The 24604-nt window shown below is 37.7% G+C and carries 25 protein-coding genes; 16 read left to right on the forward strand and 9 right to left on the reverse strand.

The window, feature by feature from the left end:
* Nucleotides 1–187: 187 nt before the first annotated feature.
* Complete coding sequence (locus tag HH214_RS19010; RefSeq protein WP_169610328.1) at nt 188–778, forward strand: hypothetical protein; 591 nt, start codon at nt 188–190, stop codon at nt 776–778.
* A 271-nt stretch (nt 779–1049) separates the two neighbouring features.
* On the forward strand, nt 1050–1601 hold the full coding sequence (locus HH214_RS19015) for a hypothetical protein (protein WP_169610330.1): 552 nt from the start codon (nt 1050–1052) through the stop codon (nt 1599–1601).
* 46 nt (nt 1602–1647) lie between these two features.
* Here the strand turns inward: HH214_RS19015 and HH214_RS19020 are convergent, their stop codons facing one another.
* The gene (locus tag HH214_RS19020; protein ID WP_211166262.1) at nt 1648–2841 is read right to left on the reverse strand and encodes a pyridoxal phosphate-dependent aminotransferase; all 1194 of its coding nucleotides are present in this window, start codon (nt 2839–2841) and stop codon (nt 1648–1650) included.
* A 77-nt stretch (nt 2842–2918) separates the two neighbouring features.
* Here HH214_RS19020 and HH214_RS19025 point away from each other — a divergent pair, with 77 nt between their 5' ends.
* The 3 genes from HH214_RS19025 (at nt 2919) to HH214_RS19035 (ending at nt 5066) form a co-directional block, all read left to right on the forward strand.
* Entirely contained in the window at nt 2919–3893 is a 975-nt protein-coding gene (locus HH214_RS19025) for a cation diffusion facilitator family transporter (RefSeq protein ID WP_169610332.1), read from the forward strand.
* Nucleotides 3893–4330: an NUDIX domain-containing protein gene (locus HH214_RS19030; protein WP_169610334.1), complete on the forward strand. Its 438-nt coding sequence runs from the start codon at nt 3893–3895 to the stop codon at nt 4328–4330. Before HH214_RS19025 ends, HH214_RS19030 begins: the two co-directional genes overlap by 1 nt.
* A 118-nt stretch (nt 4331–4448) precedes the next feature.
* Nucleotides 4449–5066: a hypothetical protein gene (locus HH214_RS19035; RefSeq protein ID WP_169610336.1), complete on the forward strand. Its 618-nt coding sequence runs from the start codon at nt 4449–4451 to the stop codon at nt 5064–5066.
* Nucleotides 5067–5146: 80 nt separating this feature from the next.
* Here the strand turns inward: HH214_RS19035 and HH214_RS19040 are convergent, their stop codons facing one another.
* The 3 genes from HH214_RS19040 to HH214_RS19050 all read right to left on the reverse strand — a co-directional run bounded on the left by HH214_RS19040 (nt 5147) and on the right by HH214_RS19050 (nt 8358).
* On the reverse strand, nt 5147–5788 hold the full coding sequence (locus HH214_RS19040; protein ID WP_169610337.1) for a DUF4412 domain-containing protein: 642 nt from the start codon (nt 5786–5788) through the stop codon (nt 5147–5149).
* A gap of 33 nt (nt 5789–5821) precedes the next feature.
* Nucleotides 5822–7936: a ComEC/Rec2 family competence protein gene (locus HH214_RS19045; protein WP_169610339.1), complete on the reverse strand. Its 2115-nt coding sequence runs from the start codon at nt 7934–7936 to the stop codon at nt 5822–5824.
* Between the two features lie 86 nt (nt 7937–8022).
* Nucleotides 8023–8358, reverse strand: a complete 336-nt coding sequence (locus HH214_RS19050; protein WP_169610341.1) for a MerR family transcriptional regulator — start codon at nt 8356–8358, stop codon at nt 8023–8025.
* An 84-nt stretch (nt 8359–8442) separates the two neighbouring features.
* Here HH214_RS19050 and HH214_RS19055 point away from each other — a divergent pair, with 84 nt between their 5' ends.
* Nucleotides 8443–9435: a D-alanine--D-alanine ligase gene (locus HH214_RS19055; RefSeq protein WP_169610342.1), complete on the forward strand. Its 993-nt coding sequence runs from the start codon at nt 8443–8445 to the stop codon at nt 9433–9435.
* Between the two features lie 14 nt (nt 9436–9449).
* Here HH214_RS19055 and HH214_RS19060 read toward each other — a convergent pair whose 3' ends face one another.
* A complete protein-coding gene (locus HH214_RS19060) occupies nt 9450–9872 on the reverse strand; it encodes an acyl-CoA thioesterase (RefSeq protein ID WP_169610344.1) in 423 nt (140 codons plus the stop codon).
* Between the two features lie 84 nt (nt 9873–9956).
* Between HH214_RS19060 and HH214_RS19065 the strand changes: the two genes are divergently transcribed.
* The 7 genes from HH214_RS19065 (at nt 9957) to HH214_RS19095 (ending at nt 17025) form a co-directional block, all read left to right on the forward strand.
* Nucleotides 9957–10913 (forward strand): adenylyltransferase/cytidyltransferase family protein, encoded by a 957-nt coding sequence (locus tag HH214_RS19065; protein WP_169610346.1) that lies wholly within the window; start codon nt 9957–9959, stop codon nt 10911–10913.
* A 98-nt stretch (nt 10914–11011) separates the two neighbouring features.
* A complete protein-coding gene (gene rpsO / locus HH214_RS19070; protein ID WP_169610348.1) occupies nt 11012–11290 on the forward strand; it encodes a 30S ribosomal protein S15 in 279 nt (92 codons plus the stop codon).
* A gap of 123 nt (nt 11291–11413) precedes the next feature.
* Nucleotides 11414–13567, forward strand: coding sequence for a polyribonucleotide nucleotidyltransferase (pnp, locus tag HH214_RS19075; RefSeq protein ID WP_169610350.1), 2154 nt, complete (start codon nt 11414–11416; stop codon nt 13565–13567).
* Nucleotides 13568–13729: 162 nt separating this feature from the next.
* Nucleotides 13730–14005: a hypothetical protein gene (locus tag HH214_RS19080; protein ID WP_169610352.1), complete on the forward strand. Its 276-nt coding sequence runs from the start codon at nt 13730–13732 to the stop codon at nt 14003–14005.
* A 69-nt stretch (nt 14006–14074) separates the two neighbouring features.
* Nucleotides 14075–14743 (forward strand): ribulose-phosphate 3-epimerase, encoded by a 669-nt coding sequence (rpe, locus tag HH214_RS19085; protein WP_169610354.1) that lies wholly within the window; start codon nt 14075–14077, stop codon nt 14741–14743.
* Nucleotides 14744–14877: 134 nt separating this feature from the next.
* On the forward strand, nt 14878–15945 hold the full coding sequence (serC, locus tag HH214_RS19090; protein WP_169610356.1) for a 3-phosphoserine/phosphohydroxythreonine transaminase: 1068 nt from the start codon (nt 14878–14880) through the stop codon (nt 15943–15945).
* 126 nt (nt 15946–16071) lie between these two features.
* Nucleotides 16072–17025, forward strand: a complete 954-nt coding sequence (locus tag HH214_RS19095) for a D-2-hydroxyacid dehydrogenase (protein ID WP_211166263.1) — start codon at nt 16072–16074, stop codon at nt 17023–17025.
* A gap of 87 nt (nt 17026–17112) precedes the next feature.
* Here the strand turns inward: HH214_RS19095 and HH214_RS19100 are convergent, their stop codons facing one another.
* The 4 genes from HH214_RS19100 to HH214_RS19115 form a co-directional block, all read right to left on the reverse strand.
* Nucleotides 17113–17715: a hypothetical protein gene (locus HH214_RS19100; RefSeq protein WP_169610358.1), complete on the reverse strand. Its 603-nt coding sequence runs from the start codon at nt 17713–17715 to the stop codon at nt 17113–17115.
* Between the two features lie 68 nt (nt 17716–17783).
* Nucleotides 17784–19175 carry an MBL fold metallo-hydrolase gene (locus HH214_RS19105; RefSeq protein ID WP_169610360.1) on the reverse strand — a complete coding sequence of 464 codons (1392 nt, stop codon included), beginning with the start codon at nt 19173–19175 and terminating at the stop codon, nt 17784–17786.
* 108 nt (nt 19176–19283) lie between these two features.
* On the reverse strand, nt 19284–21119 hold the full coding sequence (locus HH214_RS19110) for an ABC transporter ATP-binding protein (protein WP_169610362.1): 1836 nt from the start codon (nt 21117–21119) through the stop codon (nt 19284–19286).
* Nucleotides 21120–21245: 126 nt separating this feature from the next.
* Nucleotides 21246–22022: an SAM hydrolase/SAM-dependent halogenase family protein gene (locus HH214_RS19115; protein ID WP_169610364.1), complete on the reverse strand. Its 777-nt coding sequence runs from the start codon at nt 22020–22022 to the stop codon at nt 21246–21248.
* 102 nt (nt 22023–22124) lie between these two features.
* Between HH214_RS19115 and HH214_RS19120 the strand changes: the two genes are divergently transcribed.
* From HH214_RS19120 to HH214_RS19130, 3 genes are all read left to right on the forward strand, one after another.
* Nucleotides 22125–23087 carry a PhoH family protein gene (locus HH214_RS19120; protein WP_169610366.1) on the forward strand — a complete coding sequence of 321 codons (963 nt, stop codon included), beginning with the start codon at nt 22125–22127 and terminating at the stop codon, nt 23085–23087.
* Between the two features lie 141 nt (nt 23088–23228).
* Nucleotides 23229–24173 (forward strand): phosphoribosylaminoimidazolesuccinocarboxamide synthase, encoded by a 945-nt coding sequence (locus tag HH214_RS19125; protein ID WP_169610368.1) that lies wholly within the window; start codon nt 23229–23231, stop codon nt 24171–24173.
* A 53-nt stretch (nt 24174–24226) separates the two neighbouring features.
* Nucleotides 24227–24604: an STAS domain-containing protein gene (locus HH214_RS19130; protein WP_169610369.1), complete on the forward strand. Its 378-nt coding sequence runs from the start codon at nt 24227–24229 to the stop codon at nt 24602–24604.

The raw sequence follows: 24604 nt of genomic DNA on the forward strand, positions 1-24604 counted from the left end.
TAATATATAAATTAGGCTGATATTCAATATAGTTGTGAAAACAGTAATGTTAATAATGTAGTTAATGAAGTAGATACAGCTATAAGCAACAATAATTATAAAGCATAACAGAAGGTAATAATGGCAAAGTATTTGTTCATGGGTGCTTGTAAACAACTTAATATTTAACACACATTAAAAAACGACTATGAAAAAATTATCTAAGCTTATAGCACTTGCTTCATTCGCAGTTATGGGTTTATTTGCAAGCAAAGCAAATGCTCAGTCAGGTACACCAGCTAATGCATGGAGATTTGGTATTGGCGTTGAAGGTATGTTACCAACCGGTAATTTACACAATATTTCTAATGTTGGTTTAGGCGGTACAGCTCGTATTCAATACGGTATCAACAATAACGTAGCATTGACATTAACTTCAGGTTACTATAACTATTTTGGTAAAGAGAATACAGCTACTTACGTTAATGGAACCAATGTTACTAGAGTTACCAACAAAGCTGTCGACTTTGGTATGGTGCCTGTAAAAGCTGGTATTAAAGCTTATGTAGGCAGCGGTTTCTATGTTGCTGGCGAAATAGGTGCCGGATTCGAAACTAAAGATGCGTACAAAGGTCAAACAGGTGACTACAACGAAAAAGCTACTAAGTTAATTTTAGCTCCAGGTGTAGGTTACTCATGGACCAATGTTGATTTAGGTGTTCGTTATGAGAACTTCTCAGGCAATAACAACAATTACGGTATGGTTGCCCTACGTTTAGCGTATGGTTTCAAATTGTAAAAGTATAATCTACTTTATGTAAAAAGAGCCCTGTTTAACAGGGCTCTTTTTGTTTAATGCCATGTGCGATATAGTATGATATGTAACTTTTGCTTAATAAAAATAGTATAACAGCTAACATAGCTTGCTTAATGGTATTTCTAATATGTGTTAGATAACCTATTGCAATTAAGATTGGCTTTTTACTTAGAATGATGTAAGTGTGTATTGCCGTTTTTAGCATACAACTTAATAATTAAGCATAGTTTGATCATCCTTATTATAAATGTGCATGAAGAAAATTCTATTCAACTTTTTATTGCTTGTTGTTTTTCTTGGCTTTCAAAAAACAGCTAACGCCCAAATTTTTGCTAGTAATGAGCGTTATAGTGAAAGTAGTCTACACATTAGTGTAGGAGCAGAAGGCATGTACAATATAAATCCAGGCAAAAATTACTACAAAGCCGGTGTAGGTGGTACCTTGCGTTTTCAGTATGATTTAACCCAAAACTTAGGTTTAACACTTACTTCAGGCTTTTACAATATTACGCATGATAAGGGGCCAAGAAGCCTTACTAAAGAAGATATTAAATTTATACCCGTGAAATTTGGTGGTAAAGCTTACTTTTTACCAGAATGGTATTTAGGAGGTGAAGTGGGTGTAGGGTACATAGATCCATCTATTGTACCCCGAACACAAACACACTTTGTAAAGGTTATAGCACCATCTATAGGTTACGAGAGCAACCATATTGACGCTTCTTTTAGATATGAAAACATTAACAATCAGAACAACTATGTAAGCGTGGTAGCTTTACGACTAGCTTACATCTTTAACTTCTAATCAGTACAGTTTTTGAATTTATTGGAAAGAAAAGCATTAGCTCAGTTTATTGTAATTGAGCTAATGCTTTTTTTATGCGTTTTACAGCCTCTACCAATTTGTCTTCGGCAGCAGCGTAAGAGATGCGAATAGATTTTGGATCGCCGAACGAACTTCCACCCACTACAGCTACATGGGCTTCTTCCAATAAGTATAAGCTTAGGGCATCAGCATCGTTTATGGGTTTGCCGTTGAAGCTTTTGCCGAAAAAGGATGTTACATCAGGGAAGAAGTAAAAGGCTCCATCAGGCAAGTTTACTTTTAAACCATCAATTTCCTGAAGTAAGCTATAAACCAAATCACGACGTTTTTTGAAAGAATCACGCATTTGCAACACGCTCTCCAAACCACCATTGTAAGCAGCTACGCCTGCACGTTGGGTAATTGAGCAGGTGCCCGATGTAATTTGTCCCTGCATTTTGTCAAAAGCCACAGCCAGCTCTTTAGCTGATGCGGTATAACCAATGCGCCAGCCAGTCATGGCATAGGCTTTAGAAAAACCATTAATAATGACTACACGATCTTTAATGCTATCAAATTGGGCAATAGATTCATGACGATCAACATAGTTAATATGTTCATATATTTCATCGGACAGAATATAAACTTGTGGATATTTTTCAAACACCTTAGCTAAGCTTTCCAGCTCCGCTTTGTTATATACGCTACCGGTTGGGTTAGATGGTGATGAAAACATGAATAACTTAGTTTTAGGAGTTATAGCAGCTTCAAGTTGTTCAGGCGTAATTTTGAATTCCTGTTCAACCATGGTGTCAATAAACACGCTTTTGCCTTCTGCTAGTTTTACCACTTCTGAGTAGGATACCCAGTAAGGAGTAGGGATAATGACTTCTTCACCTGGATTAACCAAGCATAATACGGCATTGGCAATAGCTTGTTTGGCACCGGTAGATACCACTATATCGTTAAAATCATAATCCAGATTATTCTCGTTTTTCAACTTCTCCACCACAGCCTTGCGCAAATCCGGATAACCGGCAACCGGGGTGTAATAAGTAAAATTGTCATCCATGGCTTTTTTAGCCGCCTCTTTAATATGTTCTGGAGTATGAAAATCAGGTTCGCCAAAGCTTAAGCTGATAACATCTACGCCTTTAGCTGCTAATTCACGGCCCATTTTGGCCATTTTAATAGTCTGTGATTCAGACAAATTGTTGATTCTGTCGCTTAGTATGCTCATGATGAAGGCAAATATAGAAAATTACTTTAGGCGTATTTAAACAGCTTATTACTAAATTTGCACACTCAAATTAGGCTTTGCAGGAAAAAAGAAATATCATTATTGTAGCCTTGGCACTTAGTATAGTGCTGATGCTAGCTAAGTTTAGCGCTTACTTTATTACAAGTTCTAACTTTGTACTTACAGATGCTGCCGAAAGTGTGGTGAACGTAGTAGCAAGTGCTTTTGCATTTTTTAGCATTTATTTAGCTTCTCGTCCCCGTGACGAGAACCACCCTTATGGGCACGGTAAAGTTGAGTTTTTCTCTGCTTTCATTGAAGGTGCACTAATTTCTATTGCCGGGATAAGCATCCTTTTTAAATCAATCTATAGTTTATTTTATCCTAACGAAATTCATGATCTATTAATAGGTGCATTAATTATTGGTGTAACAGGCGCTATTAACGGTATTATGGGCTTTTACATGATTCGTAAAGGGAAAACGCTAAAATCAATAACCTTAGAAGCTGATGGCAGGCACTTGTTGACTGATATGGTAACCAGTGGTGGCCTGGTTGCAGGCTTGATTCTGATTTATTTTACTAAGGTTGCCTGGCTGGATAGTGTTCTATCTATTGCCGTGGGTGTATACATCGTTTTTAGTGGTTATAAGCTTATCCGCCAATCTGTAGCCGGGTTAATGGATGAAGCAGATTTTACCATTGTTAACGATATTGTAAAAGTTTTAAATGAGCAGCATAAAGCTGAATGGATTGATATTCATAACCTGCGTGCACAAAAGTACGGCCATGAGTTGCACCTGGACTGCCATTTGACATTACCGAACTATTTTGATCTGAATAGAGTTCATGAAGAAGTAAAGCTGGTTGATCAGTTGATTAATGAAAAGGCTGGCATCCACACTGAGATGTTTATTCATGCCGATCCTTGTATACCGCAATGCTGCCATTATTGTAGTATGCCCAATTGCCCTATACGTTCAGAAGCTAAGCGGGAAGATATTGAGTGGACAATGGAAAACGTTACACGAAACAAAAAACATTACGAATAATGGCTTTATTCAACGTGCGGGTCTATGGATTGCTGGTAAACGATCGGCGAGAGATACTGTTAAGCGATGAGCAGGAATATGGTATGCAATTTACCAAATTTCCAGGGGGAGGGTTGGAGCATGGAGAAGGACTTATAGATGGATTAAAGCGCGAGTTTATGGAAGAATGTAATGCCAGCATTGAAGTAATTAGCCATTTTTACACTACCGACTTCTTTTTGAAATCTGCTTTTAATAATTCACAAATTATTAGTATTTATTACTGGGTAAAGAATATTTCACCGTTGAATCTTACTTTTAAGATAAAGCAATTTGACTTTGATGGTAGTGGTGAGGTGTTGCAGGCTTTTCGTTGGAAAAAGCTTGCTGAACTACAAGCTGATGACTTGACCTTCCCAATCGATCAGCATGTAGCTAAACTTTTAGCAAACAAATGATGCTGCTAATGGCAGTTGCCAAACAACACTTTCTTATTTTACCGCCAAATTGCATTATCTACCAACAACTGAAATATATTTACCGCTTTAATAAATAAGCTTTAGAAAACTTATAGCTATGCAACTTACTAACCTTTTTACTACCATTGTTGCGGATGACGTATTACATGCTCGTTGGCTTAATACCTTGTCGTTAATGGAAAATACAGGTGCTCGCAAAATATCTGCCAGCGAAGACCCAACTACGGTAACTTACATTATATTAAAGCATGCTGCTGAAGAACATCGTCATGCTTTTTATCTGAAAAAACAGATTGATAAGCTGGAAACTGTAGCGTGTCCAACCTATGCTCCTGATTTTTTATTAGCTGCATCGCAGAGCAAACGTTATTTGAATCAGTTAGATATCAATGTTTGTCGTTATTTGAAAGATAAACTGGATTTGAGTGGTAAAGAGTTACGCTTTGCTGCATATTTATTAGTTACCTATGCTATTGAGGTGAGGGCGGATGAACTATATCCAGTTTACCAAGATGTTTTATCGGCTGCAGGCAGTAAGGTGAATGTAAAATCTATCATTTTAGAAGAAGAAGGGCACTTGGAAGAAATGATTAATCAGTTACAGCATTTCTCGGCCGATTGGCAGGTACATGCTGACAAAGCTGTAGCTATTGAAGCCCGCCTGTTTGAAGAATGGGTAAACCATGTAAGTACCGAGGTAAATGTAGCAGCCTAATAAATACTTGCTACATTAACAATAAAAAAGCCTTTTACAACAATAGATGTAAAAGGCTTTTTATCAAATATAAGAAGCAATTATTTGCCGCCGCTTAAAGCACTAAGTTCTGTTAAGGTAATGCGGTCAAAGCCTGCCGGAATATTGAATGTTCCTGCTGGAGTTTTAGTTTCAGTAATGGTTTTCAAAGTATTCACAAGTTTTTTACCTTGTTGAAATACGGTGAACTGTACAGGAAAACCACCCACTTTTGCATAGATATTACTGCTTAAACCTACAGGAGCTTCAAAATCATTTGTTACCCATACATCATAGCTGGCATTATTCTTAGCATCTTTAGCAATTACTTTTTTGCAATTGAATCCGTTAATCTGCTTAGTTTCAGTTGTAGGTGTGAAGGTTAAAGTAGGCAATGCTGCATAAAAATCTTCTAATTCTGAAGGCGTAGCTACTCCAGCTTTTTTAATTCCAAATGCAGAAACATCTACTAACACAGCAAGGTAAGAATCTTTATAAGCAATATATTTGATAGATGCTGGGCCTTGTTGCAATGAAGTTGATGTTGAATCGCCTTTAAAGTAGGTTTTAAGTTCAAGAGGCTGTCCGTTAGCATTAGCTTCAAAAGTTGCCATACCTTCAGTATATTTCTTTTGTGCACTGGCGCTTATTGCAGTTGCAGATAAGGCCATACCCAAGGCAACAGATAAAAATTTAAAATTCATGGTGTTTAGTTTGGCGTTAAAGTTATTAACTTTCTAATTAGATACAATAACCAGCGCATTGTTACGCTTTAAACTTACTTTTTTTATATGCAGGCTATCAGCATCATGCATTAATTTCAGCGTGCGCTGTGCTGAGTTATTTGCATCAATAATCAATTGTTTGAATGTGTAATTTTTACAAATAAAACTCAAATCAGCGTGAGGGTTATCAGTAAATAATAGATAATCAACGCATAGTTGCTGAGGTAATTGTATTTGCGATAAATGTTTATCAAAAATGAGCAAACTTTTATTCTGAAATTGAAGATAATGCTCATGCTTCTTCAAGAAGGTAGTTTGCAGATTTTGGTGGAGTTGAATCAAGTTTGCTTTTTCTATTTGTAAACTGTCCAGACAAGGTTGTATGCTATACATGAAGTTCTTGTCTTGTTGGTTTAAGTCAGTTACTACAACCCCTTGATGCCCAAAGTTAAGTAATATGGCTGTATGTTTTTTCGTGTTAAAAAATACCAAACTGTTATGTTGAGTAGCATGGTATGCTTTAAAGCTTATACTAATACTTAGTAACAACAAACTAGTTAATGCAACAGTGAGTTGCCAAGCATACTTGCGGGATAAGAATAAAGTGATAAGTCCTACAACTATACACAATAATAAAAATTCAGTAGTTGTAAGCCATACTTTATCCAAGCTGGAATAAGGCATAGCCTCAATAAAACTAAGCCCTTGGTTCATCCATAAAATAAAATGTTCAAGTAAGTAGCCTAGTGTACCAGTAACCGGAGCTAAGGCGGGAATCAATGAAGTAATTAAAAAAGCAATACCTACTGTCATGATTAACTCGGAGGGAAGAATGATAAACAGGTTACTAATAAGAAAGTAGATTGGAAACTGATGAAAGTATAAAGTGCTAAGCGGAAAGGTAATCAGTTGTGCTGCCAATGAAGCGGAGCACCAATACCAAAGTTTACGCAGCCAGGTGTTTTTAAAGTTAAACTGCTGATTGATAATCGGTTGAAAAATAATCAAGCCTACTACTGCTAAATAAGAAAGCTGAAATCCTACATCCATAAACAGAAATGGATTGTACAGCAATAAAATAAAGGCCGAAACTGCCAGTATATTCAACCCATGTGCTTGCCTTCTAAAGGTTTTACCAATAATTAATAAACTAATCATGAGCGCAGCCCGGCATACAGCAGGTGAGAAGCCCGTAAGCAGTGCATAGCCCCAGATTAACGAAACAGCTGTTGTAGTTCTAAAAAGTCGTGCGTGTTTAAAGCGGTTTAACGGGCGTAACAAAAAGCTAATTAACAGGAAAAGTACGGCTACGTGAGCACCCGATACTGACAACACATGAATAGTCCCGGTTTTAGCATAAGCTTTTAAAATGTCAGGATCTAGGTCAGCTTTATAACCTAGTAGCAGGGTAGAGGCTACAGCTATAGCTTGCGGGTTATGCAAATATCTTTTCAGTTGCATCACCATTTGCTGCCTAGTTTCTAAAGCATAAGCAACAATAGGATTACCTGCCTGCGTACGAAGTTTAGCTACTTGTCCTGCACTTAAAAAGCATTGATGATAAATATTCTGATGTACTAAATATTGCTTGTAGTTAAATTCAGCTGGATTGTAGGGCGGTGCAACTAGGTTAAACTTTGCAGGTATTAGCAGCTCATCACCATAAGCCAAAGGATGGCTGTTACTATCAGCTACCAAGGTTAGCAGTAAATTACCGGATGCTACTACAGCCTCACGGTGATAAATAGATTGTTCAACTTTAGTTACACATCGGAAGAAACGTCCATTTTGTTTGGGTTCGTCTGTTACCTTTATGATTAAAAAATCTGCTCGTTGCTTTGAAAAATGTTGCTTATTGTTTAGGTCACTATGTAAACTAGTTGCCAACCAACCTGATAGCAGGAGTGTTGTTGTCAATAATAAACTACCTAACCAGCTATATTGATAAATTTTAAATTGCCGATAAAGAAAGTTTAGCAGAATGAAACCTGATGATGTTAAAGCTAAACCGATACTTAGGCTATATGTATAATTTGTATTTACAAAGTAACAACCGATAGCTATACCTAATATAAAAGGTAGCAACAGCAGCACTGCCGGTATTTCACTTTTATGAATACCGGCCATAAGTAAACAAGATGTTAAACAGTTTAGGTTTCAAGTATAAGCAGGGTTGAATATACAACATCTGCTGCTATACGAATGCGGTTCAATTAAAGTTCATCCCGAACTTCCAACAAAAACTTTTTAAGGTTCTCTAATGCAGTTATAACATTTTGTTGGCCCTTACTTTCGGTCAAATTACTTTTAAGATGGTCTTTAGCACCCTGTATAGTGTAGCCTTTATCACGTATCAAATGTAAAATGAGCTTTAAGTTTTCTACGTCTTCTGGAGTAAAGTAGCGGTTGCCCTTTTTGTTCTTTTTGGGCTGTAGTATATCAAACTCTTTTTCGTAGTACCGTATTAAAGAATGATTCACATCAAACATGGCTGTTACTTCACCCATGCTATAATACATTTTATTAATTTCTCGCTCTTTATAAGCCATATGCAAAGCTAAAAGTTATTGTGCAATTCGCTAAATTTTGGTGTTATGATTTTGGCGATTACAAAATATTTATATTTGACGGGTATGACCAGAAAAAACATTGCCTTGCTAGCCGGTGGGTACACCGGGGAATATGAAGTATCTATCAACAGCGCTAAAAACATAGCTGCCAACCTAGACACTGCTAAATATAATGTTTATACGATTCTAATTAATCGCGATAGCTGGTTTTACCAAGCCGGAGGTGAGCATATTGAGTTGAATAAAAATGATTTTAGTTTAAACTTAAACGGAGAGAAAATCAAGTTTGATGCAGCTTTTATTACGGTACATGGTACACCGGGCGAAGACGGCAAATTACAAGGCTACCTGGATATGTTAGGAATACCTTATAACACCTGTGATGCTACTACATCGGCTATTACCATGAATAAGGCTTATACCAAAGCCTTGGTTCAAGGCATCAAAAACCTGCATACGGCAAAGTCTATGCAGCTATATCGTAAAGATATTCATGATGTAAGCACCATAGCTTCGGTGCTTCGGTTTCCGTTATTTGTGAAACCCAATAATGGTGGTAGTAGTGTGGGTATGAGCAAAGTGCATAACATTGCAGAATTACCAGCAGCTTTAGAAAAAGCCTTTCATGAAGATGATCAGATTTTGATAGAAGAGTTTATTAAAGGTCGTGAATTTAGTAGGGGGATAGTTCGTCTAAATGGGCAGGTTAAGGTTTTGCCAGCTACAGAGATCATTACGACTAAAGATTTTTTTGATTATGAAGCTAAATATACAGCTGGTGTCACGCAAGAAATTACACCAGCCAGCTTAACCGAAGAGCAGAACCGTGTTAGTGCTGATATTATCAGCGAGGTATATCTACGTTTAAATTGCCGAGGTATGTCACGTGTTGATTTTATAGTGCAGCAGGAAACCAACAACTTTTACTTTATAGAGATTAATACCACACCAGGCCAGTCAGCTAATAGTTTAATCCCGCAACAGGTACGTGCTGCGGGTATGAACTTACAGCAATTTTATGGCGATTTAGTTGAGGGTTGCGCTACGAACTTTTAAGTTAATACTAGCTTTTAAATTTGGTAATGGGTAATAACATCTTCTGGAATTTTGGTGCCGCGGCCGGTTTGCATGTCAATTATGGCATAGTCGAACCAACCATCGCAGCATACCTTTTGGGTAGCTTTATTAGTGATGGTAAAATTAACTCGGCAGCCTCTTTCATCAATTTGTGCAATGCCGGTTTTAACGAAAAAGTAATCGCCCATAAGTAGCGGGCGCTTGTAGTTTAGCTGAACGGCACGTACAACCCAGCCAAAACCACGCTCCATAAACTTTTCCATAGCCATACCATAGTTACGGTCCATCTGTTCGTAACGAGCGGCCATTACATAGTCCATGTATTTGCTACTGTGTACATGATTAAACATGTCAATGTCATCTGGGCGTACACGGTGTTCAGTTTCAAAGCTACTATAGGTGTTTAGCGTATTCATTAAGTAAATATAGGTAAGATGAAATGTAGATATATTGTTTAAACATTATATATTGCATTCAAGTTTATCAATTTGCTAAGCTACATGACCATTGTTGATTTAAAAACAAGATTAAATAACTTAGGTGTACCCGATGAGGTTTACGACTTTTACAAAGAACCGCATCGTTATTATCATACGCTTACCCATTTGGATGATATTTTTACACAAATACTTGAAAAAGGTTTGTCCGGGAATGATGCGTTACTACTAGCAACTGTGTATCATGATATCATATATGATCCACAGTCATCAACTAATGAGGAGGACTCGGCTCAATATTTTATCAACACATTTTCAGGTTCTGCAAGCTTGAAAGCTGACGTTGTACAAATTATATTGGATACTAAAACACATCAGTCCTCATCTAAACTTTCAACTATCTTCTGTGAAATGGATTTGAATATTTTGCGTCAGCCTTTTGCTAAGTTGTTAGAGTATGAGTGTCAAATATTTAAAGAATTTCAATTTGTAGATTACAAACTTTATCAGGCCAAGCGTATAGAAATTTTAGAGAAATTACGCCTTCAAGTAGATAATCCAGCATTGGATTTCTTAATTGAATATGTGAGAAATCGGAAGCCTAGCATTGCAGTTTATCCCGGAAGTTTCAATCCGTTCCATAAAGGGCATCTAAATATTTTGCAAAAAGCAGAACGCATTTTTGATAAAGTAATTATTGCCAGAGGGATCAATCCGGAAAAAGCAAAAGCATCTTATAATTTACCAGCATTGTTGAATTATCGACAAATGGAAACCTATAGCACCTTGCTAACTGACTTTGTTAAACAGTTAGGGTACTCCGTAACTATTATCAGAGGATTAAGAAATGGTACGGATTTGCAATTTGAGTTAAATCAGTACCGGTATTTGCAAGATTTAACCAACACCGAACTTAATATCATATCTATATTCTGTGATCGTGAGTTCGAGCATATTTCAAGCACAGGTATTAGGCAATTAGATGCCTATGGGCAAGCAGATAAATACTTACTATTATAACATAATCTATGTATTTTCTACGTTGCTTAAATAGATATTATTCGTTATCTTTGTGCGTTAATTAATCAATTTATTCACGCTTTAATATTATTCAAGTAATGTATTTAAGTAAAGAGGCAAAATCTGATATTTTTGCCAAACACGGTGGCATCGCTACCAACACAGGTTCGGCTGAAGGCCAAGTTGCTTTATTCACTACCCGTATTGCACATTTAACTGGGCATTTGAAAAACAACAAAAAAGATTTTGCAACACAGTTATCTCTGCAAAAATTAGTAGGTAAACGTCGTGCATTATTGGCTTATCTGTACAAAAAAGACATTAGCAGATATCGTGCTATCATTAAAGCTCTTGAGCTGCGTGATATCATTAAATAATGCTTTCCCGTTTTTAAAAAAAGCTGTCCTGTGGGATGGCTTTTTTATTTTTGCAACGTATAAAAATACACAATAAAACAGGTGCGCTCTAAAAGATGAAAAGCGCATCATACATTAAACACAATGAGTTACAATGCAATTAAAAAGGTAATCGATTTAGGTGATGGCCGCACCATTGAGATCGAAACCGGAAAACTGGCCAAACAAGCTGATGGCTCTGTAGTAGTAAAAATGGGTAATACCATGCTGCTCGCAACTGTCGTATCAGCACCCGAAGCTAAAGAAGGTATAGACTTTCTGCCGCTTTCAGTTGACTATCAAGAAAAATATGCGGCTACTGGCCGTATTCCAGGTGGTTTCCTGCGCCGTGAGGCCCGCTTATCCGACTATGAAATTTTAATTTCACGTTTGGTTGACCGTGCTTTACGTCCATTATTTCCAGAAGATTATCATGCCGATACTCAGGTAATGATTTCTTTAATTTCGGCTGATAAGAATATCATGCCTGATGCATTAGCAGGTTTGGCTGCCTCAGCAGCTTTGTCTGTTTCTGACATCCCTTTTAATGGCCCTATCTCTGAAGTTCGTGTAGCGAAGATTGATGGTCAGCTGGTAATTAATCCTAGTCTGAGTGAGTTAGAACGTGCTACTTTAGAGTTTATCGTAGCGGGTTCTGAAAACGACATCAACATGGTGGAAGGTGAAGCTAACGAAATTCAAGAAGAGGAAATGGTAGAAGCTTTGAAGTTTGCTCATGCAGCTATCAAAGATCATTGCCGTGTACAAAAAGAATTAACCGAAGCAGTAGGTAAAACTGTAAAGCGTACATACTCACATGAGCATAGCAATGAAGAGTTGCGTAAACAGGTGTATGATGCTACTTATAGCAAAGTGTATGAAGTGGCCGGCTCAGGTTCTTCAAAACACGAGCGTCATGCTAAACTGCGTGAAGTACGTGACACCTTCGTTGCTACTTTAGGCGAAATTGATGATGTAACATTAAGCTTGGCTAAAAAATACTTTCACGAAGTGGAATATGATGCTGTGCGTAACTTGATTTTAGATGAAGGCAAACGTTTAGATGGCCGTACTACTACACAAATACGTCCAATCTGGAGCGAGGTAGACTACTTACCTGCAGCACATGGCTCATCAGTATTTACACGTGGTGAAACACAATCATTAACCAGCGTAACGCTAGGCGGTAAAGATGATGAGCAAATGATTGATGGTGCATTTTTAAATGGCTATAGCAAATTTATCCTGCACTACAACTTCCCTGGCTTCTCAACTGGTGAAGTTCGACCTAATCGTGGTCCGGGCCGTCGTGAAGTAGGGCATGGTAACTTAGCTATGCGTTCGTTAAAGCAGGTGTTGCCACCCGATGATGAAAATCCATATACCATTCGGGTAGTTTCGGATATTCTGGAATCTAATGGGTCTTCATCAATGGCTACAGTTTGTGCTGGCACATTAGCATTGATGGATGCAGGGGTTAAATTGAAAGCACCGGTATCAGGTATAGCAATGGGCTTAATCACTGATGAGAAGACCGGTAAATACGCAATCTTATCTGACATTCTGGGTGATGAAGACCACTTAGGCGATATGGACTTTAAAGTAACTGGTACCATTAACGGTATTGTGGCTTGTCAGATGGACTTAAAAATTAATGGTTTATCATACGAAGTAGTAGCTAAAGCATTAGCTCAGGCTAAAGAAGGTCGTTTGCACATTTTGAATGAAATGAGCAAAACAATCAGCGAGCCTCGTGCTGATTATAAGCCATTTGCACCACGCATTGTTACCTTAAAAATTGATAAAGAGTTTATAGGTGCAGTAATTGGCCCTGGTGGTAAAATCATTCAGGAAATGCAACGTGAAACAGGAGCTACTATCAATATTGAAGAGAAAGATAACCAAGGTATCGTTCAAATTTTTGCAGATAACAAGGAAGCTATTGATAGCGCAGTTAATCGTATTCGTGCTATTGCTGCCAAGCCTGAAGTTGGCGAAATTTATGAGGGTAAAGTACGCTCTATTATGCCTTTCGGTGCCTTTGTAGAAATTATGCCAGGCAAAGATGGCTTGCTTCATATTTCAGAAATTGACCATCGTCGTTTAGAAACTATGGACAACGTGTTCCAAGTAGGCGAGATTGTTCGCGTTAAACTGTTGGATATTGACAAGCAAGGTAAACTGAAGCTTTCCAGAAAAGCATTGTTGCCTAAGCCGCCAAAACCAGAGCAGCCTAATAAAGAAGAACCTCAAGCATAAGTTTGCTGCTTTAAACCATATACTCCAAGATTTTATCAAAAGGGTATATGGTTTTTTTATTTGTTTTTGTTTCTTTGCAAAACCCCTAAGTTGTTAATTTAAATTGGAAAATATGTCTATATAAGTAATCGCTAAAACATCTGAAGTCCGATCCTATTGAAAATGACATCTACTACCAATAACGATCCTTTAGATTTTTTAAGTAACAACTTGCCAGGTACGTCCGGTAATCCGCAGACTGATTTGATTCAGCTGTTGCTTTATGAAATTATAAGGGTTAAAGAAATTATACAATATTATGAATCCATTCCTAACGGCGCTGGCCAGTTAGGTGCATCAATACTTCAAGAACTTGTATCTGAAGCTTATCAGTCATTGGTAAACTATGACACTGTATTGATGCGTAAGTACTATGACTTGTTGCTGAATTGCGACTAATTCTTGTTGTTTTATTTCCCCTAAAATCTTTACTGTTTGCTTTTTTGCTAATCTACCTATATTTGGCACATGAAGCATTTAATTGCACCTTCCATTTTAGCGGCTGATTTTGGTAATCTTCAGCGTGATATTGAAATGTTAAATTGTAGTCAGGCCGACTGGATACATGTAGATGTGATGGATGGTGTATTTGTTCCGAATATTTCATTTGGCTTTCCGGTACTTGAAGTAGTACGAAAATATGCTACCAAGCCGCTAGACGTACATTTGATGATTACCGATCCAGACCGATATTTAAAAGCTTTTCAGACGGCTGGAGCAACTTTAATTACTGTACACCTTGAAGCTTGTACTCACTTACACCGTACTATACAAGCCATAAAAGAACTTGGATGTCAAGCTGGCGTAGCTCTCAATCCACATACCCCTGTAAGCTTACTGGAAGATATTATTACTGATTTAGATTTAGTGCTCATTATGTCAGTTAATCCTGGCTTTGGAGGACAACGTTTTATTGATAATAGCTACAAAAAAATAAAGCAGGTGAAAGCATTAAGCGACCAGTACAATCCAAACTTGTATATAGAAATAGATGGTGGAGTCAATCAGCATAATGCAAACAGCTTGGTAGCCGCAGGTGCCAATGTATTAGTAGCTGGTAATGCTGTGTTTGCAGCGTCCAATCCATCGCAAACCATAATTGATTTAAAAGTGGCGAGTGATCTGAAATTTGTTTAATTATTTACTTTCAAGCTTTTACGGTATTCTGTTAAAATATGTAAATATCTGATATAGGTAAAGCTTAAATGGTTAACTTCGAAGCAATCAATAGCAAACCATGCTGTTGATACAATTGAATGTATTTGCAAACTATGAAACATAATTTTGGTGCCGGCCCCGGTATTCTTCCCCATGAAGTAATAAAGCAAGCTTCACAGGGCGTGATAGATTTTAATGGTATTGGTTTGTCAATATTAGAAATTTCACACCGTTCAGCTGAGTTTGAATCTGTATTAAGTGAAGCTATAAAGCTGGTAAAAGAATTATTACAGGTTCCAGAAGGTTATTCTGTGTTGTTTTTGCAAGGTGGCGCCAGTCAGCAATTTGCAATGGTTCCGTATAACCTGTTACCTGAAAATGGTAAAGCAGCCTATTTAGAAACTGGTGTATGGGCTAATAAAGCTTCTAAAGAAGCCAAGTACTTTGGCGAAGTGCAAACTATAGGCTCTTCTAAAGAAAGCAACTTTACGTACATTCCGAAAGATTATGAAGTGCCTGCCGATGCGGCTTACTTTCATATTACTTCTAACAATACCATTTACGGAACACAGATGCAGGAGTTTAAACCTTCACCTGTACCTATGGTTGCTGACATGTCATCAGATATTTTCAGCCGTAAATTTAATGTGGCAGATTTTAGTTTAATCTATGCTGGTGCTCAAAAAAATATGGGTCCGGCTGGGGTAACGCTGGTTATTATTAAGGATGACATATTAGGAAAAGTAAACCGGAAGATACCAGCTATGTTCAATTATCAAACGCAAATTGAAGGTGGCTCCATGTACAATACACCACCTGTTTTTGCTGTATATGTATCTATGTTAACCCTAAATTGGTTAAAGGCAAAAGGTGGAGTAGAGGCTATTGAAAAGGAAAACAATGCAAAAGCAGCAGCTTTATACAGAGAGATTGACCGTAATTCATTGTTTAAAGGAGTAAGTGCAATTGAAGATCGTTCTAAAATGAACGTGTGCTTTGTTATGAATAATCCTGAACATGAAAAGCCATTTCTAAAGTTGTGTGATGATAAAGGAATAGTGGGCATTAAAGGCCACCGCAGTGTTGGAGGTTTCCGTGCTTCTATTTACAACGCGCTGCCTATTACCAGCGTTCATGTGCTCATTGATGCCATGCAGGAGTTTGCTGAAAAGAATAAATAATTAAGTGCGTAGTTGAATGATGGGTGATTAGTTAAGGTGATTCACTTTATAAAAGAAGCCTCATCTACTCGTGTTTAAACCTGTATCACTCAACTACTCACTATTCAACTACTCACTATCCACAATATGATAAAGTTACTAGCCAATGATGGCATTGATCCGGTAGGTAAACAGATGTTGGAAGCTGCCGGTATATCTGTTGATACTATTAATATTCCGCAAGATCAACTTTCTGAGAAACTACAAAACTACGATGCTATTACAGTGCGTAGTGCTACTAAAGTGCGTAAAGCATTGATAGATGCATGTCCAAATTTAAAATTGATAGGTCGCGGTGGTGTAGGAGTTGATAATATTGATGTTGAATACGCCATGGAAAAGGGAGTAGCTGTTTACAACACTCCTGCATCCTCATCTGCTTCGGTGGCTGAGCTAGTATTTGCTCATCTATTTACAGGTGTTCGCTTTTTGCAAGATAGTAACCGTAAAATGCCGATTGAAGGCAATACTAAGTTTAATGATTTGAAAAAATCATATGCTAAAGGTATTGAGCTCCGGGGTAAAACTCTAGGTATTTTAGGCTTCGGACGTATTGGCCGTGAAGTAGCCAAAATAGCTTTTGGTACGGGTATGGAGGTATTGGCTTATGACCCTTATCCATCAACTACCGAGCTGGAAGTTGTATTAGGAGGTGGTGTTACTGCTAAAGTTCCGGTAATTTACGTTACTAAAGAAGAGCTGATTGGCCAGAGCGATTTTATATCACTGCATGTGCCTTTTAGTGAGAAGCCAGTTATTGGTGCTGGTGAGTTTAATCAGATGAAAAAAGGAGCAGCTTTGGTAAACTGTTCTCGTGGAGGCACTGTTGATGAAGATGCTTTATTAGAAGTATTGAATTCAGGCAAACTGAGTTTTGCTGGTTTAGATGTGTTTGATAATGAACCTACACCACGCACTGATTTGTTGCAACATCCTAAAGTTTCATTAACACCGCACATTGGTGCTTCTACCAATGAGGCACAAGAACGTATTGGCGTTGAGTTAGCTACACTCATCATTAACTACTTTAAGCAGAAATAAACTCGCATTAAAAAATATTATTCAAAAACAGAAAAGCCCTAATTACCTCAAGTAATTAGGGCTTTTCTGTTAGCATTATGCTTCTATTTATAAGTTAAATGACCCACTTATTTTCAGTGTAGTTTTGTTATCAGCATCATTAACCATAACTCCATCAAAGGTTCCTTGAGTGGTTACTTTATCAGTACCGTTAACGTAGGTTGTAAAATTAATCTTATTTACAGAATTACTTGCCATGGAATAAGAGGTACCATCGGCTAAAATGATAGAGATTTGTGTTATACTAAATGTGCCAGCTTTAACGCCATCCGTTGAAAGTGAAAATGCAATATCAGTATTGCCCATTCCGGCGGCGAGTAACGTAGTTGATTTAGATATCCCTAACCCACCATCAGCTTCAACATAAGCTGCACCTACAAGGTAGGTGGAATTGTTATTAACTAAAGTATAGGTTTTGCTATTTAATGTAAAAACAATAGTACCAGAAGAGCCAACGGGTACTTGACTATTACCTCCATTACTATTTGCACCTGTATTTAAGGGTACAACAACGTTGCTTTTTGTGACACTGCCTGATTTAACAATTACTGGATCAGGATCAGCTGATTTCCCACATGATTGAAAAATTAGGGTGCTACTGGCAATTAGAATGATAGCAGAGAAACTGTACTTATGCGAGAGTAACTTCATGAATATATTGTATAAGGTTAAGCTTTATTGCGCTAAAAGCAAACGAATATACAACCAAAATTATTGATTTACAAAGTATAGCTTTTTCCTTTTTCAGGAATAGTTACCTGATAATTATCCTGTTGCAATGCTACTGACAAAGCTTCCATACTATTGTACTCACCATGAACTAGAAATACTTGTTTTAGTTCATCAGCTTTTTGCTGTTTAACAGTATTAACTAAATCATCATGATCGCCATGTGCACTGAATAAATCTGTTTGCTTAATGGTTGCATATACAGCTAATTCTCGATCTTTAATGTGTACAATGGGATCGCCGCGTAACAATCGATGACCTAACGTGCCTTTGGCACAATAGCCGATAAAAAGTATAGTACAATAATAGTTTTGAATGTTATAAAACAAGTGATCTTGTATGCGGCCACCCTCCAGCATACCGGCCGAAGAGATTATAATACAAGGTTCAAAGTAATTTGATATCTGTCGACTGTCTTTCAAGCTTTCCACATAAGTAAGGTTTTCAAAATCAAATTCGTCACCTTGTGATTTATAAAACTCTTGAGCATCAGCATTTAGCAGTTCATGGTGCTTTCGAAACACATCAGTTGAAATTGCTGCTAATGGACTATCTACAAATACCTTAACAGGCGGAAGTAAACCACTGCTAAATATTTTATTTAGCGAGTAAACTAATGCCTGTGTGCGCCCAATACTGAAAGCTGGTATAATTAACCTACCAGGTTCTTTAATGCAAACCTTATCAACTGTTTCAATCAGCACTTGTTCAACAGTTTTCTCTTTGGAGTGATAACGGCCGCCGTAGGTTGATTCGGTAACTAAATAATCAACTTTAGGTAGTGATTCAGGATCATTAAGTACCGGGTAATTCTTACGACCTATATCACCTGTAAAAGCAATAGTTTTTTCAACGCCATTATCATTTACTTTCACTACAGCTGCTGCTGCACCTAATAAGTGGCCAACTGGAATAAAAGTTAGCTCCACATCACCGTTAAGACGGAAGGGTTTGTTAAAGCTGATGGTTACAAAACGTTCTACAGTATCCATCACGTGCTTTTGCAAGTAGAGTGGTTGTTGGGTATTATGTGATTTACCACGACCGCGTTTGCGACTTTTCTGCGTTTTGTGCATGAAAATACTTACGGAATCAAGCAAGAGCAGTTCAGTAAGCTTAGCAGTAGGTGAGGTACATAGTATTTGTCCCTCAAAGCCCATGCGTAACAAAGTGGGTAAGTTGCCTGAATGATCAATGTGTGCATGCGTTAAGATAACCACATCAATTTCAGCCGGATTAAAAGGAAATTGCTCGTTAGCTTGTATGTTACGGTCTTTTTCGTAATCAAGTCCGCAATCAATTAATATTTTATATTGGTTTACTTCCAGCAGGTGCATACTGCCGGTTACCTGACGGGCTGCCCCGTGTATGGTTAATTTCATTTATCTCCTTTTGGTTTTTATCTCACAGATTATCTTTAACAATTGATGACAACAAGGTTTTAAAAGAATTTGTTGTCATCAAGTGCTTAATAATCCATGAAGCAGCTGCTATGCAGTAGCATCAAATTGTAGCTGACTTAAGTAGCGGTACAAACCTTGCTCATGAGAAATTAGTTCCTCATGGGTGCCGCTTTCAATAATGCGACCTTTTTCCAGTACCACAATTTGGTCTGCCTCGCGTATAGTGGATAGGCGGTGCGCAATAATGATAGATGTACGCCCTTTCATTAATTCTTCCAAGGCTTCCTGTACTAAACGTTCAGATTCAGAATCTAATGATGAGGTAGCTTCATCAAGTATTAATATAGCCGGATTTTTCAATAAGGCTCTTGCAATAGCGATACGTTGTCGCTGCCCACCTGATAATTTAACACCACGTTCGCCTACAATCGTATCATACCCTTCCGGAAAACCGGTAATAAACTGATGGGCATTGGCACGTTTAGCTGCTTGTATTACTTCTTCCCGGCTGGCATTACGTTTACCGTAAGCAATGTTTTCAAATATGCTGCCGCCAAACAATAGTACATCTTGCGGTACAATAGCTACCTGGTTACGTATGTCTGTTAATGCATAGTCGCTTACAGGAGCGCCATCAAACAACATAGTGCCGCTTTGTGGATGATAAAATTGCAAAATGAGCGAGGCCATAGTAGATTTACCGGATCCGCTAGGCCCAACAATAGCAACTTTCTGGCCGGCTTTAGCTTCTAAGGTTACATCTTTTAATACTTCTATCTCGGGGCGAGAAGGATAATGGAAGTTGATGTGACGGAAAGATAAATTGCCTTTTAAAGTTTGTTTAATATTGTTATCTGTTTCAGTTATTGAAATAGGTTCACCTTGCTCATTCAGGATTTCCAACACACGTTCGCTGGAGCCTACAGCTTTTTGAATGTTGGCATATAAGTCAGGTAAACTCCCCATTGCCGCACTAATGAATGCTGCATATACAATAAACGTGGTTAGCTTACCAAAAGTAAAACCGTGATCGTGAATAGATACCAGATAAGAGCCATACCATATCTCGCAAAAAATAACACCAAACAAGCAGAACACTATGAATGCTCCAAACATACCCCGGTATTTAGAACCACGTACAGCCAGGTTAACCACTTCACGTAAGTTGCGATCGTAACGGTTTGCTTCGAAAGCCTCGCTTACAAAAGCCTTCACGTTAGCAATACCTTGTAGAGTTTCTTCAACTATGGTGTTAGATTCAGCTAATTTATCTTGTGCCTGGCGTGATAGGTTTCGTATAAATTTACCAAAAAACATAGCAACAGCTATTAAAAAAGGTAAAACTACTAACAGTGCAAAAGTAAGCTTGATGGATACAATGGTTAAAAGAATAATGCCACCTACCAAAATAATCAATTGCCTAATAGCTTCTGCAATGGTAGTAGTTAGTGTATCCTGTATTTGTGACAAATCGGCTGAAATACGGCTGTTCAGCTCACCTACACGCCGATTAGCAAAAAAATCCATAGGTAGAGTTACCATTTTAAAATAAGTGTCTCTGCGTATATCAGCCAATGATTGTTCGGCCACTTGCACAAACCAAGTAATTCGAAAATAGGATATGAAGCCCTGTAAAAATAATACAGTAATCGCAATCTCACCAATTGTGGTTAAATTGGCTGGTATAAAGGCATAACGCTGTTTTCCTTGTGCGGCATCAATTAAAGCACCAAAGAAGCCTGGAAAAGCTAATCCTGTTAAGCTGGATAATATCAGAAATACTAAACCTCCAAAAAACTTAGCTCGATACGGTTGTATGTATTTTAAAAGCCTGCCTACATTTTGTAGGCTTTGTTTATTCAATTTTGCTTTTGGTAGTTCTTTTTCAGCTGCATTCCCACTATTCAAACGTTGTCGTGCCATACAATATAAATTCCTTCAATATACTATAGAAGCTGTAAATTTAAGCTTAACTATGCGTTTACAGGAAAGCAACATGAAAATTGACGTTATAATGAAAACTATGTAATTGATAGTTAGTGAAAATATTTATTGGAAATCAATTATTACGCTATCACCTAAGTTTAAACCCAGCAAGCCACTGGCATTACCTTTGTTAATGGCAATTTCTAAATGATCGCTAATACCGAACAAACAAAGCTTTTCACCCTCTGGTACTTCATTATAATGCCAGCTTAATTGAGTAATTGTTTCATTTCGCTTGAAGTACAAAACAAATCGTCTTCCTTGCTGCACTTTATTAAAAAACTCTTTAGTGATATTAGTAATCACATTCTGGAACGAATCAATGTAAATAACTATACCCCGAATCAAGTTACGCTCAACGGTAGGTTGCAGGTTCATTTTCTTTTCTACACTATTTACTGGTATGCCTATTTCATTAATATTGTAACCTTGCGCAAGATGGCACGCAGCTTTTACAAAAATGTCGGCAAGTGGGAAATGTAAAAACTTTAAATCCTGAAGGATATTTATTTCTACTATTTGCTGTGGAGCCTCATCAAAAATCAGTGAGAATATACCATTGTCGGTACCTACAAAATAATGGTTACGGTACTGCGTAGCCAAAAACTTAGTTTCGTTTTGGTAAACGGTATCAATACCGATTAAGTGTACCGTACCTTCTGGAAAATAGTGAAAACTGTTTTTTAAAACAAAAGCAGCTTGCTGGAGGTTAAATGCTGCTACCGAATGGGTTATGTCTACAATAGTAACTCCTGGCAAAGCTTTTAGGATGCTGCCTTTTAAAACAGCCTGATAAATATCTTTATCGCCTAAATCTGTTGTTAAAGTTATTATTGCCATGCTTAATTAAATATTTATTGCTAATCTTGTGTTAGCATTAAGAAAGTGCAAATATTCAAAAAATTTAACCATTAAAAATCGGCAACTCAAAATCAATTACTGTTGAACGAACTTAAGCTATCTATTGAACACATTAACCCCGCGGTTTTGTGGGGTCCGAACAATGATCATTTTGAGATCATTAAGAAACAATATCCTAAATTAAAAATTGTAGCCCGCGGCAGCGAAGTAAAAGTGCTGGGCGATGAGAATGAACTTGCAGCTTTTAAAGATAAATTTGGTTATTTGCTGCAGCATGTTGAAAAGTTTGATAACCTGAGTATAACAGATATTGAACGTATTTTAGGTGCTAAAGCAATTGAGCCAGCAACACCAACAGACACGCAAGGTGACAAATCTACTACTGGTGAGGTAATTGTTTTTGGCCCTAACGGTATTATGGTAAAGGCCCGTACAGCTAACCAACGCCGTATGGTAACTAGTATCACCAAAAGCGACATTATGTTTGCTATTGGTCCAGCTGGCACAGGTAAAACCTACACAGCGGTTGCTTTAGCAGTAAGGGCATTGAAAAACAAGGAAATCAAACGGATTATATTAACTCGACCGGCTGTAGAAGCGGGAGAGAACTTGGGTTTCTTGCCAGGCGATTTGAAGGAGAAAATTGATCCATATCTGCGCCCATTGTATGATGCTTTGGATGATATGATACCTGCCGAGAAACTGAAAACTTATCTGGAAAACCGTACTATAGAGATTGCTCCGTTAGCCTTTATGCGTGGCCGTACGCTGGATAATTGTTTTGTGATACTGGATGAAGCTCAGAATGCTACAGACATGCAGTTGAAAATGTTCCTGACTCGTATGGGACCTTCAGCCAAGTTTATTGTTACAGGTGATGTTACCCAAATTGATTTACCTAAAAAACAACAATCGGGCTTGCATACAGCGTTACACATTTTAACCGATATTAAAGGTATTGAAATAATTTACCTAAGCGGTGAAGATGTTGTACGGCATAAGTTGGTAAAACGCATTTTGGAAGCATACGGAGATATACAATAATTGTACATCTGAAAACTAAGAGTTGGGTGTGGAGAAATCGAAATGGTTTTTTAGCTCCCGACTCTTATCTTTGCTACCTGTTGAAAATAGTTTACAGGTACACGGGGGCAGGATTGCTGACCCATATTCTTGATGCAAATCATGGACGCGATAAAAGAAACACATTTTAATTTTCCGGGACAAACTGCTTATTATAAAGGCAAGGTGCGCGATGTGTATACTATCAATAATCAATATTTGGTGATGGTTGTTACTGATCGTATATCAGCTTTTGATGTAGTGTTACCGGAACCTATACCTTATAAAGGGCAAGTGCTTAATCAAATTGCTGCTCATTTTTTGCAAGCCACCAAAAACATAGTGCCTAATTGGGTGGTTAATGTACCTGACCCAAGTGTAACTATTGGCCGAATGTGCGAACCATTTAAAGTAGAAATGGTGATACGAGGTTACCTGGCTGGGCATGCATGGAGAGAGTATAGCGCCGGAAAGCGCGAGCTTTGCGGCGTAAATTTGCCAGAAGGTTTAAAAGAAAACGACCGCTTACCTGAGCCAATTATTACACCAACTACCAAAGCATCAGTAGGGCATGATGAGGATATCTCCAAAGCTGATATTTTAACAAAAAACATTGTATCGGCTGATGATTATGAGCAATTGGAAAATTATACACGTGCATTGTTTCAGCGTGGTACCGAGATAGCTGCTGAACGAGGGTTGATTTTGGTAGATACCAAATACGAGTTCGGTAAAGCTGATGGTACTATTTATTTGATAGATGAGATTCATACGCCCGACTCGTCCAGGTATTTTTACAGTGAAGGCTATGCAGAACGCCAACAAAGCGGCGAATCGCAGAAACAACTATCTAAAGAGTTTGTACGCAAATGGCTTATTGAAAATGGTTTTCAAGGTAAGGATGGGCAGGTTGTGCCAGCAATGACCCAAGATATTGTACAATCTATTTCAGAACGTTATATTGAACTCTATGAGCAGATTACAGGCCATCCATTTGTCAAATCAAATACTGACAATGTATTATTCCGGGTTGAAAATGCAGTTAATCACGCAATCGCTGAATTGTGATTTTAGTATTATATAAAATAGTTTTATCTTAGCTCGATAATAATTAAATAACAATGAAATTCACTGTTGATAAGCACGAGAAGTATGTTTTGATTAAGCTAAACGAGTCAAAGCTGAATTCATTAATCACACCACAACTTAAGTCTGAGTTGATATTGATTAATACCGAAGGTCAACGCAACATCATATTGGATTTATGCCAAGTTAAATTTGCTGATTCATCCGGATTAAGCAGTTTATTAGTTGGCCATCGATTATGCAAAAATGCTGAAGGTAGTTTTATATTAACCTGCTTAAACGACGCTGTTTCTCGCTTAGTGAGCATATCACAGCTAGATAGCGTGTTGAATATCGTTCCAACTACAGAAGAAGCTATTGATTTCATTTTTATGGAAGAAATAGAAAAAGAGTTGAAGAGAGAAGCAAAATAA

The organism is Mucilaginibacter robiniae (genome assembly GCF_012849215.1).
Taxonomy (GTDB): Bacteria; Bacteroidota; Bacteroidia; order Sphingobacteriales; family Sphingobacteriaceae; genus Mucilaginibacter; species Mucilaginibacter robiniae.